The 16,232-nt window shown below is 69.7% G+C and carries 15 protein-coding genes; 6 read left to right on the forward strand and 9 right to left on the reverse strand.

The features are described from left to right. Positions 1–110: 110 nt before the first annotated feature. The gene (locus tag ACIBLA_RS29785; protein ID WP_363240056.1) at positions 111–965 is read right to left on the reverse strand and encodes a Cof-type HAD-IIB family hydrolase; all 855 of its coding nucleotides are present in this window, start codon (positions 963–965) and stop codon (positions 111–113) included. A gap of 128 nt (positions 966–1,093) precedes the next feature. On the opposite strand from ACIBLA_RS29785, the gene ACIBLA_RS29790 reads away from it, so the two are divergent. After that, positions 1,094–1,987: an LLM class flavin-dependent oxidoreductase gene (locus ACIBLA_RS29790; RefSeq protein ID WP_363240055.1), complete on the forward strand. Its 894-nt coding sequence runs from the start codon at positions 1,094–1,096 to the stop codon at positions 1,985–1,987. On the opposite strand, the gene ACIBLA_RS29795 is transcribed toward ACIBLA_RS29790, so the two are convergent. The 5 genes from ACIBLA_RS29795 to ACIBLA_RS29815 all read right to left on the reverse strand — a co-directional run bounded on the left by ACIBLA_RS29795 (position 1,977) and on the right by ACIBLA_RS29815 (position 7,394). Beyond that, positions 1,977–2,552, reverse strand: coding sequence for an RNA 2'-phosphotransferase (locus ACIBLA_RS29795; RefSeq protein ID WP_363240054.1), 576 nt, complete (start codon positions 2,550–2,552; stop codon positions 1,977–1,979). The genes ACIBLA_RS29790 and ACIBLA_RS29795 overlap by 11 nt on opposite strands. A 170-nt stretch (positions 2,553–2,722) precedes the next feature. Continuing rightward, the gene (locus ACIBLA_RS29800; protein WP_399200407.1) at positions 2,723–3,703 is read right to left on the reverse strand and encodes a MerR family transcriptional regulator; all 981 of its coding nucleotides are present in this window, start codon (positions 3,701–3,703) and stop codon (positions 2,723–2,725) included. Positions 3,704–3,736: 33 nt separating this feature from the next. Next, on the reverse strand, positions 3,737–4,690 hold the full coding sequence (locus ACIBLA_RS29805; protein ID WP_399200408.1) for a metal-dependent hydrolase: 954 nt from the start codon (positions 4,688–4,690) through the stop codon (positions 3,737–3,739). After that, positions 4,687–6,552, reverse strand: a complete 1,866-nt coding sequence (locus tag ACIBLA_RS29810; RefSeq protein ID WP_363240053.1) for an SDR family oxidoreductase — start codon at positions 6,550–6,552, stop codon at positions 4,687–4,689. The genes ACIBLA_RS29805 and ACIBLA_RS29810 overlap by 4 nt, the downstream gene beginning before the upstream one ends. Continuing rightward, positions 6,552–7,394, reverse strand: a complete 843-nt coding sequence (locus ACIBLA_RS29815; RefSeq protein ID WP_363240052.1) for a M24 family metallopeptidase — start codon at positions 7,392–7,394, stop codon at positions 6,552–6,554. The genes ACIBLA_RS29810 and ACIBLA_RS29815 overlap by 1 nt, the downstream gene beginning before the upstream one ends. A gap of 307 nt (positions 7,395–7,701) precedes the next feature. Between ACIBLA_RS29815 and ACIBLA_RS29820 the strand changes: the two genes are divergently transcribed. The 5 genes from ACIBLA_RS29820 to ACIBLA_RS29840 all read left to right on the forward strand — a co-directional run bounded on the left by ACIBLA_RS29820 (position 7,702) and on the right by ACIBLA_RS29840 (position 12,245). After that, on the forward strand, positions 7,702–8,745 hold the full coding sequence (locus tag ACIBLA_RS29820) for an ABC transporter ATP-binding protein (protein WP_363240101.1): 1,044 nt from the start codon (positions 7,702–7,704) through the stop codon (positions 8,743–8,745). Beyond that, positions 8,735–9,616 (forward strand): ABC transporter permease, encoded by an 882-nt coding sequence (locus ACIBLA_RS29825; RefSeq protein ID WP_363240051.1) that lies wholly within the window; start codon positions 8,735–8,737, stop codon positions 9,614–9,616. The genes ACIBLA_RS29820 and ACIBLA_RS29825 overlap by 11 nt, the downstream gene beginning before the upstream one ends. Further along, positions 9,613–10,524: an ABC transporter ATP-binding protein gene (locus ACIBLA_RS29830; protein ID WP_363240050.1), complete on the forward strand. Its 912-nt coding sequence runs from the start codon at positions 9,613–9,615 to the stop codon at positions 10,522–10,524. Before ACIBLA_RS29825 ends, ACIBLA_RS29830 begins: the two co-directional genes overlap by 4 nt. Positions 10,525–10,552: 28 nt before the next feature. Continuing rightward, positions 10,553–11,272, forward strand: coding sequence for an ABC transporter permease subunit (locus ACIBLA_RS29835; protein ID WP_363240049.1), 720 nt, complete (start codon positions 10,553–10,555; stop codon positions 11,270–11,272). Between the two features lie 280 nt (positions 11,273–11,552). Then, entirely contained in the window at positions 11,553–12,245 is a 693-nt protein-coding gene (locus tag ACIBLA_RS29840) for a hypothetical protein (RefSeq protein WP_363240048.1), read from the forward strand. A gap of 335 nt (positions 12,246–12,580) precedes the next feature. Here the strand turns inward: ACIBLA_RS29840 and ACIBLA_RS29845 are convergent, their stop codons facing one another. The 3 genes from ACIBLA_RS29845 to pheA all read right to left on the reverse strand — a co-directional run bounded on the left by ACIBLA_RS29845 (position 12,581) and on the right by pheA (position 16,170). Beyond that, positions 12,581–13,402, reverse strand: a complete 822-nt coding sequence (locus ACIBLA_RS29845; protein WP_363240047.1) for an HAD-IIB family hydrolase — start codon at positions 13,400–13,402, stop codon at positions 12,581–12,583. Beyond that, positions 13,399–14,688 (reverse strand): serine--tRNA ligase, encoded by a 1,290-nt coding sequence (serS, locus tag ACIBLA_RS29850; protein WP_363240046.1) that lies wholly within the window; start codon positions 14,686–14,688, stop codon positions 13,399–13,401. The genes ACIBLA_RS29845 and serS overlap by 4 nt, the downstream gene beginning before the upstream one ends. Positions 14,689–15,234: 546 nt before the next feature. Further along, positions 15,235–16,170: a prephenate dehydratase gene (pheA, locus tag ACIBLA_RS29855; RefSeq protein WP_363240045.1), complete on the reverse strand. Its 936-nt coding sequence runs from the start codon at positions 16,168–16,170 to the stop codon at positions 15,235–15,237. Between the last annotated feature and the right edge of the window lie 62 nt (positions 16,171–16,232).

Raw genomic sequence — 16,232 nt, forward strand, 5'->3', positions numbered from 1 at the left:
CGACCGCTCGACATCGGTCAGATCCAACGGCACAAGCTTCGGTCCCGGACGCGTCATGAGACAACTCTACGGAAACTTAAGACTCACAACACTAGGGGGTGTCTTGTCGATCAGGCCGGGCGGGCGCGGGCGATCAGTTGCTCGATGATGACGGCGACGCCGTCCTCGTTGTTCGCCACGGTGCGCCCCGACGCCGCCGCGATCACATCCGGGTGCGCGTTGCCCATCGCGTACGACGTACCGGCCCACGCCAGCATCTCCACGTCGTTCGGCATGTCCCCGAAGGCGACGACCTCGTCGGAGGAGATGCCGCGCTCGGCGCAGCAGAGCGCGAGCGTACTGGCCTTGCTCACCCCGAGGCCGCTGACTTCGAGCAGCGCGGTGGGGCTGGAACGGGTGAAGGAGGCCAGGTGCCCGGCGGCCGTACGGGCCAGGGTCAGAAAACCGTCGGGGGTCAGGCTCGGGTGGTGCGCCAGCAGTTTGATGACCGGATCGTTTTCACCGTCCAGCGCTTCCTGAAGCAGCTTCTCGGCGGTGGCGACGCTCGCGCCGGGGTCGTCCAGGAAGGGCGGGTAGTCCGGCTCGTAGTCGAAGCTCGTCGTCTTCTCGACGGCGAAGACCGTGCCGGGCGCCGCGTCGCGCAGTGCCTGCACGACGTCGAGCGCGGCGGACCGGTCCAGGCCGCGGACCTTGACCAGCTCCCCACCGCCGTGGAGATCGACGACGACGGCACCGTTGGCGCAGATGGCGAGGCCGTGACGGTGCACATGGTCGCTGACGACCCCCATCCAGCGGGCCGGCCGCCCGGTGACGAAGAAGACCTCGATGCCGGCATCCTCGGCGGCGGCGAGCGCGGCGATGGTGCGGTCGGAGACGGTCTTGTCGTCGCGCAGCAACGTTCCGTCAAGATCGGTGGCGATCAGCCGGGGGCGGGCGGGGAGCGGCGAGTCGGTAGCTGAGGTCACCCGTCCATCCTCCCGTACAGGTGTGCACGGGAGTGCGGAGGGGCGCACAGATGAGACCGCGCACCCGCGAGCCGGCCGGGGTCTCGCCCCGCGCGGGGGAGCCACCGGCGGGACGTAGGGTCGGAGCCATGCGTCTGAGCACTGTGATTCTTCCCGTCCGCCGCTGGCACGAGGGCGGTCGCGACGAGTGGTCGCGCGCCGAGGAGCTGGGCTTCCACGCCGCGTACACCTACGACCACCTGTCGTGGCGCACCTTCCGGGACGGCCCCTGGTTCGGCGCGATCCCGACCCTGACGGCCGCCGCCGGCGCCACCACCCGGCTGCGGCTGGGCACGCTGGTGACCTCGCCGAACTTCCGGCATCCGGTGACGCTCGCGAAGGAGCTGATCTCGCTGGACGACGTCTCCGGCGGCCGGGTGACCCTCGGGATCGGAGCCGGCGGGACCGGCTTCGACGCCGTGGTGCTCGGGCAGGAGCCCTGGTCGCCGCGGGAACGGGCCGACAGGTTCGGCGAGTTCGTCGCCCTGCTCGACCGGCTGCTGACGCAGGACGCGGTGACAGCGGAGGGGGCGTACTACGCGGCGGTCGAGGCCCGCGACATTCCGGGGTGTGTGCAGCGTCCCCGGCTGCCGTTCGCCGTCGCCGCGACGGGGCCGCGCGGGCTGAGGCTCGCCGCGGCGCACGGTCAGGCGTGGGTGACGACGGGGGACCCGAAGCTGTTCGAGTCGGGTACGGCGGAGGAGTCGCTGAAGGCGATCGGCGGTCAGATCGACCGGCTCGGCGCGGCGTGCGCGGAGACCGGCCGGGACCCGGCCGGTCTGGAGAAGATCCTGCTCACCGGCTTCACACCAGGGAGCCCGCTGGAGTCGTTCGACGCGTTCGTGGACTTCGCGGGCCGGCACTTCGAACTCGGGATCACGGAGATCGTCGTCCACGCGCCGATCCCGGACTCGGACTTCGCGATGGATCAGGCGCTGTTCGAGCGGATAGCGACGGACGGGCTCGCGCAGCTCAGCCGCTGAAGCGGAGGTAGCTCGGCGGGACGGCGTCGGCGAGCCAGACGCCGTTGGCGCTCACCCGGAAGACATGGCCGTCGCGGTGCATCGCGGCCGCGTCCACGGACAGGACGACGGGCCGGCCGCGGCGGGCGCCGACGCGGGTCGCCGTCTCGCGGTCGGGGGAGAGATGGACGTGGTGGCGGTTCATGGGCCGCAGGCCCTCGTTGCGGATCGCGTCGAGGCTGCGGGCCACGGTGCCGTGGTAGAGGTACGCGGGCGGTTCGGCCGGTGGCAGGTCCAGGTCGACCTCGACGGTGTGGCCCTGGTTGGCGCGGATCCGGCCGCCTTCGATCGTGAAGCGCCGCTTGTCGTTGACGGCCACGACATGGTCCAGCTCGGCGCGGGTGAGGGGGAAGCGGTGGTCGGCCGTGGCGCGGAGCAGCGCGTCGACCTCCACCCAGCCGTTCGGGTCGAGTGTCAGGCCGATCCGCTCGGGCTGGTGCCGCAGATGCTTCGAGAGGTATTTCGACACCTTTACGGCGCGTCGTTCGTCGGGCGTTCCCGCGCCCGGTGTATGTGTTCCGGTCATTCACCCAGCGTGGCCGGTGGCGTCGGGCGACGCCACCCATTTCTCTCCGGATCGGATCTGGATCCGATCATGATCCATCCGAAAATGATCAGTGCTGAAATGTTTGATCCACAGTCAACTCAGGTTATCCACAGGTCATTTGGCGAATCTGTGGACAACTGACGCCCGGATTAACCCATTTGGTCAAGTTGTTTGCCCTGTGCATGAGTTGCGGTGAGCCCGTCCAACATCCGTGCCCGCACCTCCCGTTCGGTGGCCGCCGCGATGAACGCCGCCACGCTCCCCTCGCCAACCAGCCCCAGGACCGCATCGATCGTCCCGGCGGGCAGGGCCACCTGACGGGTCTCGGAACCCACCCGCTCGAGGTCCTCCGACATCAGATGCCGCTGGAGATGCCGGGTCGCGAACAGCCTCATGGCGCGGGCCAGTTCGGCGTCGACCGTCTGGCGCGCGAGCGGACGCAGGCGGCGTACGAGCGACGCCGCATCGGCGGCATCCGCCTCCGTCGGCGGGTGGTGGCCCAGATACCGCGCGAACACGTGCTCGGTCGTGAACTCCAGGAAACGCGCGGCGATGTGCTCGACCTGCCCGCGAAGTTCCCGCAGATGGGCGGAGATCGCGGACAGCGGAACCCCGGCCGCGTACAACTCGGCCGCCACCGCCAGCTCTTGAGGGCTCGGTACGAGGAACTCGTCGTCCCGGCCGGGGACGCGCTCCAGCACCCCCAGCTCCACGGCCTCGGCGAGCGCCGCGTCGTCGGGGGAGCCGCCGAACCGCTCGTCCAGCTCGGCGCGGGTGATCCGGGCGGCCCGCTCGTCGGCCCAGGGGCCGTGCACCTCGGTGACCAGGCCGAGCACCCCGCCCAGACCGCGCCCGGCGTCCCACGCGTCCAGCAACTCCTTGATGGAGGCCAGCGTGTAGCCCCGTTCGAGGAGGCCGGCGATCTGTCGCAGCCGGGCCAGGTGCGTATCGCCGTACACATTGGCCCGGCCCCGCCGCTCCGGGGTGGGGAGCAGCCCGCGGTCCTGGTAGGCGCGGATGGTGCGGACCGTGGCCCCGCTCGCGTGGGCCAGGTCCTCGATCCGGTACCGGCCGCCTGCCCCGGTCCCCGGCGTCTGTGAGGTCTCTGATGTTCGCGGCGTCTCCGACACGCTCACTCCTCCCACGGCCCCGGCACGTGCCACCTACCCCAGGGCGGCGCGGCCGACCGCTCCGGCCGCCGCTCGGGCCGCGGGCGAGGTCGCGAGATAGTCGACGGCCCTGCGGAGCGAACCCTCCTGCGAGGGATGGTACGACCGCCGGAAGTACCGGGGCACCGCCGCGCCCAGCTCACGCCAGCTGGGCAACAGGCCCTTGTCCACGGCGCGGTTGTGCTCGCGCAGCGAGTAGCGCAGCCGGCCCGCCAGCCGCGGGTCGTGCCGGATCAGATACGCCGCCCCGCGCGCCCAGAACCAGAGCATCACCGGCGCGGCGACGACCATCGTCTCCAGCCGGCGGGCGTAGCAGACCGGGTCGGGGCCGCCGCAGTGCTGGTACATGTCGAAGGCCACCGACCGGTGTTCGACCTCCTCGGCGCCGTGCCAGCGCAGCAGGTCGAGCATGACCTCGTCCGCTCCCGCCCGGTCGAGCGTGTCGGCGCGCAGCACCCAGTCCCCGAGGACCGCCGTGAACTGCTCGATCGCGGCGACGATCCCCAGCCGGAAGCGCAGCCAGTCCCGAGGCGGCCACGGCACCCCGAACGGCGGCTTCTCGCCGAGCAGCACCTCGAAGAGATAGTCGACGTGCCGGGTGTAAGGCTCGGTGTCCAGCCGCTGCTCCGCCAGGTGGTTCAGCACATACGCGTGCTGCACGCTGTGCGTCGCCTCCTGCCCCATGAAACCCTTGACATCCTTGAGCAGCGCCGGGTCCTCGACCAGCGGCAGGGCTTCCTTGAAGACCTTGACGAACCAGCGCTCGCCGGCGGGGAGCAGCAGGTGCAGCACGTTGATGACGTGCGTGGCGGTGGGCTCGTCCGGTATCCAGTGCAGCGGGGTCTCGCGCCAGTCGAACGACACCCGCCGGGGTGCGATCTCGTACGGCTCGTCCACCACACCGCTCTCGGCCGGGCTTTCGCCGTCCCGCCCGCCGTACGCGGTCACAGCGGCGGCTCCAGACGGGCGATCGCGCGCAGCGTCCTGGGCGCGAAGCGGGACAGCAGCCGGGCGCCGCGTGCCTCCGGGGTGACCGGGACGACGGCCTCGTTGCGGACGACGGCCCGCAGGACCGCTTCGGCGACCTTCTCCGGCGGGTAGTTGCGCAGCCCGTACAGCCGGACGGCGCGCTTGCGCCGTCGCTTCTCCTCCTCCGCCGAGACTCCGGTGAACCGCGCGGTGGCCGTGATGCCGGTGTTCACGAAGCCGGGGCAGATGGCGCTGACCCCGATGCCCTGCCCGGCCAGCTCGGCGCGCAGGCATTCGCTGAGCATCAGCACCGCCGCCTTGGACGTGCTGTAGGCGGGCAGCGCACGCGAGGGCTGATAGGCCGCCGCCGAGGCCGTGTTGACGATATGGCCGCCCTGGCCGCGCGCCGCCATCTGCCCGCCGAATATCCGGCAGCCGTGGATGACGCCCCACAGATTGACGTCCAGGACCTTCCTCCAATCCTCGCTGGTGGTGTCCAGGAACGGCCCCGAGAGCCCGATCCCCGCGTTGTTCACCAGGACGTCCACCGTGCCGTACTCGGCGGCGACCTTCCCGGCCAGCTTCTCCATCGCCTCCTCGTCGCTGACGTCGACGGTCTCGGCCCATGCGCGGGGAGCGCCGATCAGCCGCGCCATCTCGGCGGTCCTGGCGGCCCCTTCGGTGTCGCGGTCGACCACGACCACCCGCGCACCCGACTCGGCGAACGCGAACGCGGTGGCCCGCCCGATGCCGCTCGCCGCGCCGGTCACCAGGACGAGCTGCCCGCCGAACCTCTCCCCGTACGGCCCGCGCGCCACCAGCTCCCGAGCCCGGCGGGCCCGGCTCTCCCGACGCGCCTTGCCGGCGGTCCCGACAGCCGCCGCGCCGTCGTCCCCGCTCTCCGGTTCGGGCTCGTGGGCCGTGACGAACTCGGAGATCCAGCCGGCCAGTTGATCCGGTCGCGTACGCGGCACCCAGTGCTTGGCCGGGAGCGTACGCCGCACCAACTGCGGCACCCACCGCTCCAGGTCGTCGTAAAGCCTCTCGGAGAGGAAGGCGTCCCCGGTCGGGGTGATCAGCTGGACGGGCGCGTGCGCGTGCGCGTCGGCGCGCGGTCTGCGCAGCCGGGCACGGACGTTGTCCCGGTAGAGCCAGGCGCCGTGCGCGGCGTCGTCCGGCAGCGAGGCGGTCGGATATCCGCCGCCCCGCTCCGACGGCACCTTCTCGAACCTCTCCAGGATCTTCGGCCACTGCCTGCCGAGCGGGCCGCGCCAGGCCAGTTCGGGCAGGACCGGCGTGTGCAGCATGTACACGTACCAGGACTTGGCGCCCTGGCCGAGCAGTTGGCCCAGCGCGCGCGGGGTGGGCCGGGTCATCCGCCGCTTGATCCAGTGCCCGAAGTGGTCCAGCGACGGCCCCGACATCGAGGTGAAGGAGGCGATACGGCCCGACGTGCGACGGACGGTCACGAACTCCCAGCCCTGGACGGACCCCCAGTCGTGCCCCACCAGATGGACCGGCCGGTGCGGGCTCACGGCGTCGGCGACCGCCAGGAAGTCGTCCGTCAGCTTCTCCAGGGTGAAGCCGCCGCGCAGCGGCTTCGGCGCCGTCGACCCGCCGTGCCCCCGCACGTCGTACAGCACCACATGGAACCGCTCGGCAAGCCGCTCCGCGACCTGCGACCAGACCTCCTTGCTGTCCGGATAACCGTGCACGAGCAGGACCGTGGGCGCCCGTGGATCACCCAGCTCGGCCACGCACAGATCGATCCCGCCCGTGCGCACCCGGCGCTCGCGTGCCCCGGCGGGCCCGGCCGGCGACGGAACTGACTGAAGCGACATCACGCACCCTCCGCCCAACGCCGCACATGCGGCAGATCGTCATCCAGCCAGAACGCGCTCTCGGCCGGGTCCCCGGAGTCGGTGACCACCAGGATCTCCTCGAACTTGGCGCCCGTACCCCGGAACCCGAGGTGCGGCTCGACCGCCCACAGTCCCGGTCTCGGCGGGTGGTCGGAGAATCTGTACGGGCTCCACAGCGGCGACCAGCCGTCCCGGTGCCCGTGCAGCGCGTCGCTCGCCAGGCCCTTGAGCGCCTGCGTACCGAACCCGAGGACATGCGGCGACCAGCGCCGGTCCTTCACACGGTCGACCTTGTGGGCGATGACTCCGAACGGATAGGCCCGGTGCCTGTTCTCGTACCCCTGCCGGACCATCAGCCGGTCCACGTCCTCGTAGATCTCCCGCAGCGGACGCCGCTCACGCACCTCGCGCAGCAGCAGTTCGCGGTGGGCCCGGAGATCGGCGAGCAGCTTGTCGTGCAGCGGGTTGGGGCCCAGACAGCCCGAGTAGCCGACGTCGGCCGGGAACCCGCGGTGGACCGGCGCCAGGTCGAGGATGAACGGCATGCCCTCGGCCAGCCTGCGGTTGGTGGGGAAGAACTGGAGCGGGATGCGGAACCCCGTGAAGGCCGTACGGTCCCCGAACCAGGCGAAGGGCAGATGGAACCAGTCGCGCACCCCGCGCGCCCGCAGCCAGTCGCGCTGCATCCGGGCGGCCTCGCGCTCCGTGACACCCGGCCGCAGGCGCCCGGCGACCGCTTCGGCGCACTCGTACGCCAGTCGCTGCGCGGATCTGAATCCCCGCAGCTCCGCGGCCTGTTCACCCGTCACCGCCGAAGCCATGCCCCCACCTCCGTGCCCGCGCTCGAACCCCATGCCCGTACCCCTGCCCACGTGCGCGCCCGCGCCTGTCGTACCGTGTCCGTCCGATCGCGGTACGCGTCCGTAACGTGACACTGATGAATGTGACAATGTCCGGCGGCTGCGTCAAGGGCCCCGTCAAGCCTGTGGATAACTCTCCGGTCCCGGAACCTTCGGACTGACTTTTGACGCTGCCCTTACGGGTCCGTACACCTCAAGACGGACCCCGAGACAGCCGCCAGGGCTGACGTCCGCTGTGGTGCGCGCCACTACCGTCTTCAACGTGACTGTGATCGCTACCGAAGGCCTGAGTAAGCGGTTCCCCCGGGTAACCGCGCTTGACCGGCTCTCCTTGGACATCGGACCGGGTGTGACCGGTCTGGTGGGTGCCAACGGGGCCGGCAAGTCCACCATGATCAAGATCCTGCTGGGTCTGTCCCCCGCCACGGAAGGCCGGGCCGCCGTGCTCGGGTTCGACGTCGCCACCAGTGGCGCCGCCATCCGCGAGAGCGTCGGATACATGCCCGAGCACGACTGCCTGCCGCCCGACGTCTCGGCGACCGAACTCGTCGTCCACATGGCGCGCATGTCCGGCCTCCCCCCGACCGCCGCCCGTGAACGCACCGCGGACACGCTGCGCCATGTCGGCCTGTACGAGGAGCGGTACCGCCCCATCGGCGGCTACTCGACCGGCATGAAGCAGCGCGTCAAGCTCGCGCAGGCGCTGGTCCACGACCCCAAACTCGTCCTCCTCGACGAGCCGACGAACGGCCTCGACCCGGTCGGCCGCGACGAGATGCTCAACCTGATCCGCCGCGTGTACACGGATTTCGGCATCTCCGTCCTCGTGACCTCGCACCTCCTCGGCGAGCTCGAACGCACCTGTGACCACGTCGTCGTCATCGACGGCGGCAGGCTGCTGCGCTCCAGCTCCACGAGTGACTTCACGCAGACGACGGCGACGCTCGCCGTCGAGGTCACCGACACCGACAGCCACCCCGACGGCACCCGCGCCCTGCGCGAAGCCCTCACCGCGGCCGGGCTCACCCTCCAGGCGGGCGAGGAGGACGGGCTGCCGGGCGCCGGCCACATCCTGCTCATCGAGGCGACGGGCGAGGAGACGTACGACGTCGTACGCGACACCGTCGCCGACCTCGGGCTCGGCCTCGTACGGATGGAACAGCGCCGCCACCACATCGCGGAGGTATTCCGCGCCAAGGACGCCGCGTCGGCGGGCACCGACGCGCGGGGCGTACCGGGACAGCCGGGCACGGCACCCAGCGGCACCGAGGAACTCGCACTTCAGAAGGGAGGCGGCAGCGATGAGCACTGATCTCACCCAGATCCACAACATCGGCTACCGCAACTACGACGGCCCCAGGCTCGGCCGCGCCTACGCCCGCCGCTCCCTCTACTCGCAGTCCCTGCGCGGCTCCTACGGCCTCGGCCGGTCCGGCAAGTCCAAGATCCTGCCGATGATCCTGTTCGCCGTGATGTGCGTGCCCGCGGCGATCATCGTCGCCGTCGCCGTCGCGACCGACCTCAAGTCCCTGCCGCTGGACTACACGCGGTACGCGATCTTCACCCAGGCCATCATCGCGCTGTTCCTGGCCGCCCAGGCGCCCCAGGCGGTCTCCCGCGACCTGCGGTTCAAGACGGTGCCGCTGTACTTCTCGCGACCCATCGAGCGCTTCGACTACGTCGTCGCCAAGTACGGCGCGATGGCCTCCGCCCTCTTCGTCCTGACCGCCGCACCGCTCCTCATCCTCTACATCGGCTCGCTACTCGCTTCCATGGACTTCGTCGAACAGACCAAGGGTTTCGGACAGGGGCTCGTCTCCGTGGCACTCCTCTCGCTGCTCTTCGGCGGACTCGGCCTGGTGATGGCCGCCCTCACCCCGCGTCGCGGCTTCGGTGTCGCCGCCGTGATCGCCACGCTGACCATCACCTACGGCGCCGTCTCCACCGTCCAGGCGATCGCCTCCGAGACCGGCTCGGACGGCGCCGTCCAGTGGCTCGGCCTCTTCTCACCCATCACGCTCATCGACGGCGTACAGACCGCGTTCCTCGGCGCCAGCTCGTCGTTCCCCGGCGAGACGGGTCCCTCGGCCGGTGTCGGCGTCATCTATCTGCTGGTCGTCCTCGCGCTCATCCTCGGCTCGTACGCCGTCCTCATGCGCCGTTACCGGAAGGTCGGGCTGTGACCACCATCAACATCGATCACGCGTCGCGCTGGTTCGGCAACGTGGTCGCCGTCAACGACGTGACGATGACCGTCGGCCCCGGCGTCACCGGACTGCTCGGACCGAACGGCGCGGGCAAGTCCACGCTCATCAACATGATGGCCGGGTTCCTGGCGCCCTCCAACGGAAGCGTCACCCTCGACGGCGACGCGATCTGGCGCAACGAGTCCGTCTACCGCAAGATCGGCATCGTCCCCGAACGCGAGGGGATGTACGACTTCCTCACCGGGCTCGAATTCGTCGTCGCCAACGCCGAACTGCATGGCCTCGGTAAGAAGGCGGCCCAGAAGGCGCTCGCCACGGTCGAGATGGAGTACGCGCAGGACCGCAAGATCGCGACGTACAGCAAGGGCATGCGCCAGCGCGTGAAGATGGCGTCCGCGCTCGTCCACGAACCGTCCGTGCTGCTCCTCGACGAGCCCTTCAACGGCATGGACCCGCGCCAGCGCATGCAACTGATGGACCTGCTGCGGAAGATGGGCGACTCCGGCCGTACGGTCCTGTTCTCCTCGCACATCCTTGAGGAGGTCGAGCAGCTCGCCGCGCACATCGAGGTGATCGTCGCCGGCCGGCACGCCGCGTCCGGCGACTTCCGCAAGATCCGCCGACTGATGACCGACCGGCCGCACCGCTATCTCGTACGGTCCAGTGACGACCGCGTCCTCGCCGCCGCGCTCATCGCCGACCCGTCCACCGCGGGCATCGAGGTCGACGTCACCGAGGGCGCGCTGCACATCCAGGCCGTCGACTTCGGGCGCTTCACCGAACTGCTGCCGAGGGTCGCCCGCGAGCACTCCATCCGGCTGCTCACGGTCTCGCCGTCCGACGAATCCCTCGAATCGGTCTTCTCGTACCTCGTAGCGGCCTGAGCGGCCTTGACAAGGAGCTGTGACGTCCATGTACCACCCCACAGTCGCCCGGCTCACCTACCGGGCCTTGCTCGGCCGGCGCCGGGCCGCCGTCCTCTTCGTCCTGCCGGCCCTGCTGATCCTCATCGCCGTGGCCGTACGGACCTTCAACGGCGTGGACGACCAGATCGCCTCGGACGTCCTCGGCGGCTTCGCCCTCGCCACCATGATCCCGCTGATCGGCGTGATCGCGGGAACGGGTGCGATCGGCCCGGAGATCGACGACGGTTCGATCGTCTACCTGCTGGCGAAGCCGGTGACACGGCCGTCGATCATCTTCACCAAACTGATCGTCGCGATCTCCGTGACGATGGTGTTCTCCGCGGTCCCGACCTTCATCGCCGGATACATCCTCAACGGCAACGGCCAGCAGATCGCGGTGTCCTACACGATCGCCGCGCTGGTCGCCTCCATCGCCTACAGCGCGCTGTTCCTGCTGCTCGGCACGGTCAGCCGGCACGCGGTCGTCATCGGCCTCGTGTACGCACTGGTGTGGGAGACCCTCTTCGGCAGCCTGGTGGCGGGCGCGCGGACGCTCAGCGTCCAGCAGTGGGCCCTGGCGGTCGCCGAGAAGACCGCGGGCGAGGGCATGATCGCGTCGGACGTCGGACTGCCTCTGGCGGTCGTGCTGCTGGTCGGCGTGACGCTCGTCGCGACCTGGTACGCGGGGCAGAAGCTGCGCACGCTGACGCTCGCCGGCGAGGAGTGAGCGGGGGTTTCCCACCGCCGTACGTGAGTGTGCGCGACGCGGCGACCCCCTCCCTCCGGGTGGGGGTCGCCGCGTAACTGTACGTTTATCGGCTCGTTGTTCCGTGTGCGTGGAGGCAACTGGAGTCCGTGACGTCGAGCGTTCGTGAAACTGGGGATTGCCGGTGCCGGATCGAAAACCGCACCGGTCATTGAGTGAGTAGCCACCGTGAGCCGACCTCCGCCCCTGAAGCCCGGGGAGAGGGCCGACCATCATCGGTTCACGAATGGAAGGCATACCCATGCCATCGGAAGTCGCCTTGCTTGAGTCGCGCACCATGCGCGTCGAGCATCTGGGGCGCGTCGAGGCGCTCGACAAGGTGAAGGCCTTGATCATGCTCCCGGACGGCACGCACAACACGACAGACGGAGTCGCGCGCTACTTCGAAGTATCCACAGACGTCATCAGGCAGTTGACAGCGCGCCACCGCGCGGAGCTGGCCGAGAATGGGATGCGGGTCCTGCGCGGTCCTGACCTGCGTGAATATCAGAGTGACAGCATGTCACTCTCATCCGGAAGCGAGGGAAGTTATCCACAGAGGCGCTCCGGCCTCACGCTTTACACGCGCCGGGCCGTCCTCAACATCGCGATGCTTCTTCGCGACAGTGACATCGCCCGACGCGTCCGTACGTACCTCCTCGACGCCGAGGAAGGCTGGCGCGAGGGGTACGCGTCGCTCGACCGGCGCGTCACCGACGTGGAGTCCTGCCTCGGTGGGGTCGGCGTGGCGCTCCAGGAGCTGGGGCCGGTGCTGAACCGGATGTCGTACCGGCTCGACAGCCTGGACCGGCGGCTCGACGCCACCAACCAGGTCGTCGCGGCGATCAGCAACCGGCTGTGCCAGATGTCCGAGGACATCAACCGCGTGGATGCCAGGGTGGACGATGTCGTCCATCAGCTGAAGGATCTGCGCCGCGGCCGTAAGCGCCGCTGACCGCTCCCGCCGCCTCGCGTCCGTCCGTGGCACTTTCACGGGCGTACGCGAGGCGGCACACGGATTTCTGGAACCTGTCACGAACAACTCGGTGGCGCCGGACTCCCGCCCCGGTGCACAGTGGTCGTGTCAGGTACCACTGGACCGGGAGAGGAGCGCGGCGATGACCGGTAGTTCGAGTCCGTCGAGCTCCCGACAGGGCAGTCCCGAACCGGCACCGGAGTAACCACTTCCGCTCCGTGCAGCCGACGGTGACCCGCCCAAGGGGGCGGTCGCTTCGAGCGCGCGCGTCAGCGCGCGGACCGCCCCCTCCCCACTCGGTGTCCGTACGTGCCTCAGCCCTGCTGAAGCAGCTTCTCCAGCACCACCGCGATGCCGTCGTCGTCGTTCGACGCGGTCACCTCGTCCGCCACGGCCTTCAGCGCCTCGTGCGCGTTGGCCATCGCCACGCCGTGCCGCGCCCAGCCGAACATCGGTATGTCGTTGGGCATGTCGCCGAACGCGATCGTGTCGGCCGCCGTCACACCGAGCCGCCGCGCGGCCAGCGAGAGCCCCGTCGCCTTGGTCAGACCCAGCGGCAGGATCTCCACGACGCCCGGCCCCGCCATCACCACGGCCACCATGTCCCCGACCGTCTCCTGCCCGACCCGCGCCAACGCGTCGTCGCTCAGCTCCGGATGCTGGATGTAGACCTTGTTGATCGGCTCGGTCCACATCTCGGCGTGATCGTCGAGGAACAGCGCGGGCAGCGGGCCGTCATGCACCCGGTAACCCGGCCCGATGAGGACGTCGCCGCCGAGACCGTCACGGCTCGCGGCCAGCGCCAGCGGGCCCACCTCCGCCTCGATCTTCGACAGCGCGAGAACGGCCACCTGCCGGTCCAGCGTCACCGACGTCAGCAGTCTGTGCTCACCGGCGTGGTAAACCTGCGCACCCTGGCCACAGACCGCCAATCCGTCGTACCCGAGATCGTCGAGGATGTTCCGCGTCCACGGGACACCCCGTCCGGTGACGATGATGTGCGCAGCGCCCGCCGCCGTGGCGGCGGCGAGCGCGTCACGCGTACGCGCGGAGACCGTCTGGTCCTCGCGCAGCAGCGTGCCGTCGAGGTCGGTCGCGACGAGCTTGTACGGGAACGCCGACGCGGAACTGCTCACTTGGCGATCGGCTCCAGCGTCTCGCGCCCGCCCAGATACGGACGAAGCACCTCCGGCACCCACACCGAACCGTCGGCCAGCTGGTGGTTCTCCAGCAGCGCCACGATCGTGCGCGTGACGGCGCAGAGCGTGCCGTTCAGCGTCGCGAGCGGCTTCACCTGCTGCTTGCCGTCCGCCGCCGCACGCATCCGTACGGAGAGCCGACGGGCCTGGAAACCGTCACAGTTGGACGCGGACGTCAGCTCGCGGTACTTGCCCTGCGTCGGGATCCACGCCTCGCAGTCGAACTTGCGCGAGGCCGAGGACCCCAGGTCGCCCGTGGCCACGTCGATCACCTGGAAGGGCAGCCCGAGGCCGGTGAGCCACTGCTTCTCCCACTCCAGCAGCCGCGCGTGCTCGGCCTCGGCGTCCGCCGGGTCGACGTACGAGAACATCTCGACCTTGTCAAACTGGTGCACCCGGAAGATGCCTCGGGTGTCCTTGCCGTACGTGCCGGCCTCGCGGCGGAAGCACGGCGAGAAGCCCGCGTACCGGAGGGGCAGCTTCTCGGCGTCGATGATCTCGTCCATGTGGTACGCCGCGAGCGGCACCTCCGACGTACCGACCAGGTAGTAGTCGTCCTTCTCCAGGTGGTACACGTTCTCGGCGGCCTGGCCGAGGAAGCCCGTGCCCTCCATCGCGCGCGGGCGCACCAGCGCGGGGGTCATCATCGGGACGAAGCCGGCCTCGGTGGCCTGCGCGATCGCCGCGTTCACCAGGGCGAGTTCGAGCAGGGCGCCGATCCCCGTCAGGTAGTAGAAGCGCGAGCCGGAGACCTTCGCGCCGCGCTCCATGTCGATGGCACCGAGTGTCTCGCCCAGCTCCAGATGGTCCTTGGGCTCGAAGCCTTCGGCGGCGAAGTCGCGCGGGGTGCCGACCGTCTCCAGGACGACGAAGTCCTCCTCGCCGCCCACGGGGACGTCCGGGTGCACGATGTTGCCCAGTTGGAGGAGCAGCCGCCTAGCCTCCTCGTCGGCCTCGTGCTGCGCCGCGTCGGCGGCCTTCACGGCCGCGGACAGCTCGCGCGTACGGGCCAGCAACTCGGTCTTCTCGTCGCCGGTCGCTTTGGGTACGAGTTTGCCGAGCGCCTTCTGCTCGGAACGCAGCTCGTCGAAGCGGACGCCGGACGCCCTGCGCCGCTCGTCGGCGGAGAGCAGGGCGTCGACGACGCCGACGTCCTCTCCACGGGCGCGCTGCGAGGCGCGGACACGGTCGGGGTCGTCTCGGAGCAGGCGAAGGTCAATCACCCCACCAGGCTACCGGTGCGTGCTTGTGCCACCCCACCCCATATTTCAACGTGTGGCACTTTGTCTGAATTGCCGCAATTGAGGAGAGTGGGGAAAGCATGAAAAGGGAGGGGCGCTTACGTCAATGGAAGATGGCCAATTCCCCGGAAAGGGGCACCGGTGATGTTCTGTTGACTCATATTCCTTGCGGCGCACGGCACTTGGGGCGCCGTTGTCCACAGAGGCGCACCGGCCCGGAAAGTTATCCACAGGGTGTGTGGGGAATCTGTGGATCGCGAGCGGCTTCATGGTGAAAGCCCCTGGAGGGGCGGAAGGAATCCCCTCTTGAACCGGTTTCACGCACTCCTTGGGTGGGATTTGATCCCTCTAACGAGTTGATCAATGGAATTGAGGTGACACAGGCCACCAAGGGTCCTGTGGAAGGAAGTGCGGCGACTGAGCCGATTTGTCGACCATGCCTGCCGACACTGTCGACTTGTCCCCAGGGCGACCCGTCAGCCTGTGGATAACTTTGGGGACAACGGACCGCCCCACCGCCCGGTCGGCTCAGATCCGGCCGTCCTGGCTACGGGCCAGCCAGTCGGCGGCGTCCATGAACTCCCCGTCCGATGTCCCCGCGCGCAGTTCCTGTACGTCCTCCGGAGCCACACCGGCCCGCGGATACGAACCCAGGAACCGCACCTTCGGGCTGATCCGCTTCAACCCCATCAGCGCCTCGCCCACGCGCCGGTCCGCGATATGACCCTCGGCGTCCACGGCGAAGCAGTAGTTACCGATGCCCGCTCCCGTCGGCCGCGACTGGATGAGCATCAGGTTGACCCCGCGTACGGCGAATTCCTGGAGCAGTTCGAGCAGCGCGCCGGGGTGGTCCTCGCCGAGCCAGACCACGACCGACGTCTTGTCCGCGCCGGTCGGCGCGGACGGCCGCGCGGGCCTGCCCACCAGGACGAAGCGCGTCTCCGCGTTCTCCGCGTCGTGGATCTCGGTGACCAGGGCTTCGAGCCCGTACGTCGCCGCCGCGAACTCACCCGCGAAAGCGGCGTCGAACCGGCCCTCCTGGACCAGCCGCGCACCGTCCGCGTTCGACGCGGCCGACTCCCACAGCGCGTTCGGGAGGTGGGTCCGCAGCCAGTTGCGCACCTGCGGCTGTGCCACCGGATGACCGGTCACCGTCTTGACGTCGGACAGCGCCGTCCCCGGCCTGACGAGAAGCGCGAAGGCGATCGGCAGCACCACCTCGCGGTAGATCATCAGCGGTTCGCCCGACGCGAGTTCGTCGAGGGTCGCGGTGACGCCGCCCTCCACCGAGTTCTCGATCGGTACGAGGGCCGCGGCGGCGTCCCCGTGCCGTACGGCATCGAGGGCCGCGGGCACCGAGACCATCGGGATCAGCTCCCGTGTGGCGGCTTCCGGAAGGGTACGGAGGGCGGCTTCGGTGAAGGTGCCCTCGGGGCCGAGGTACGTATAGCGCGTGGCCGACATGTGGTCACTTTAGTCCGACCGGCGGACAGCTCAGGACTTCCACTCAAGCCTCCCACTCAAGC

This window comes from Streptomyces sp. NPDC050433, assembly GCF_044458565.1.
Classification (GTDB): Bacteria; Actinomycetota; Actinomycetes; order Streptomycetales; family Streptomycetaceae; genus Streptomyces.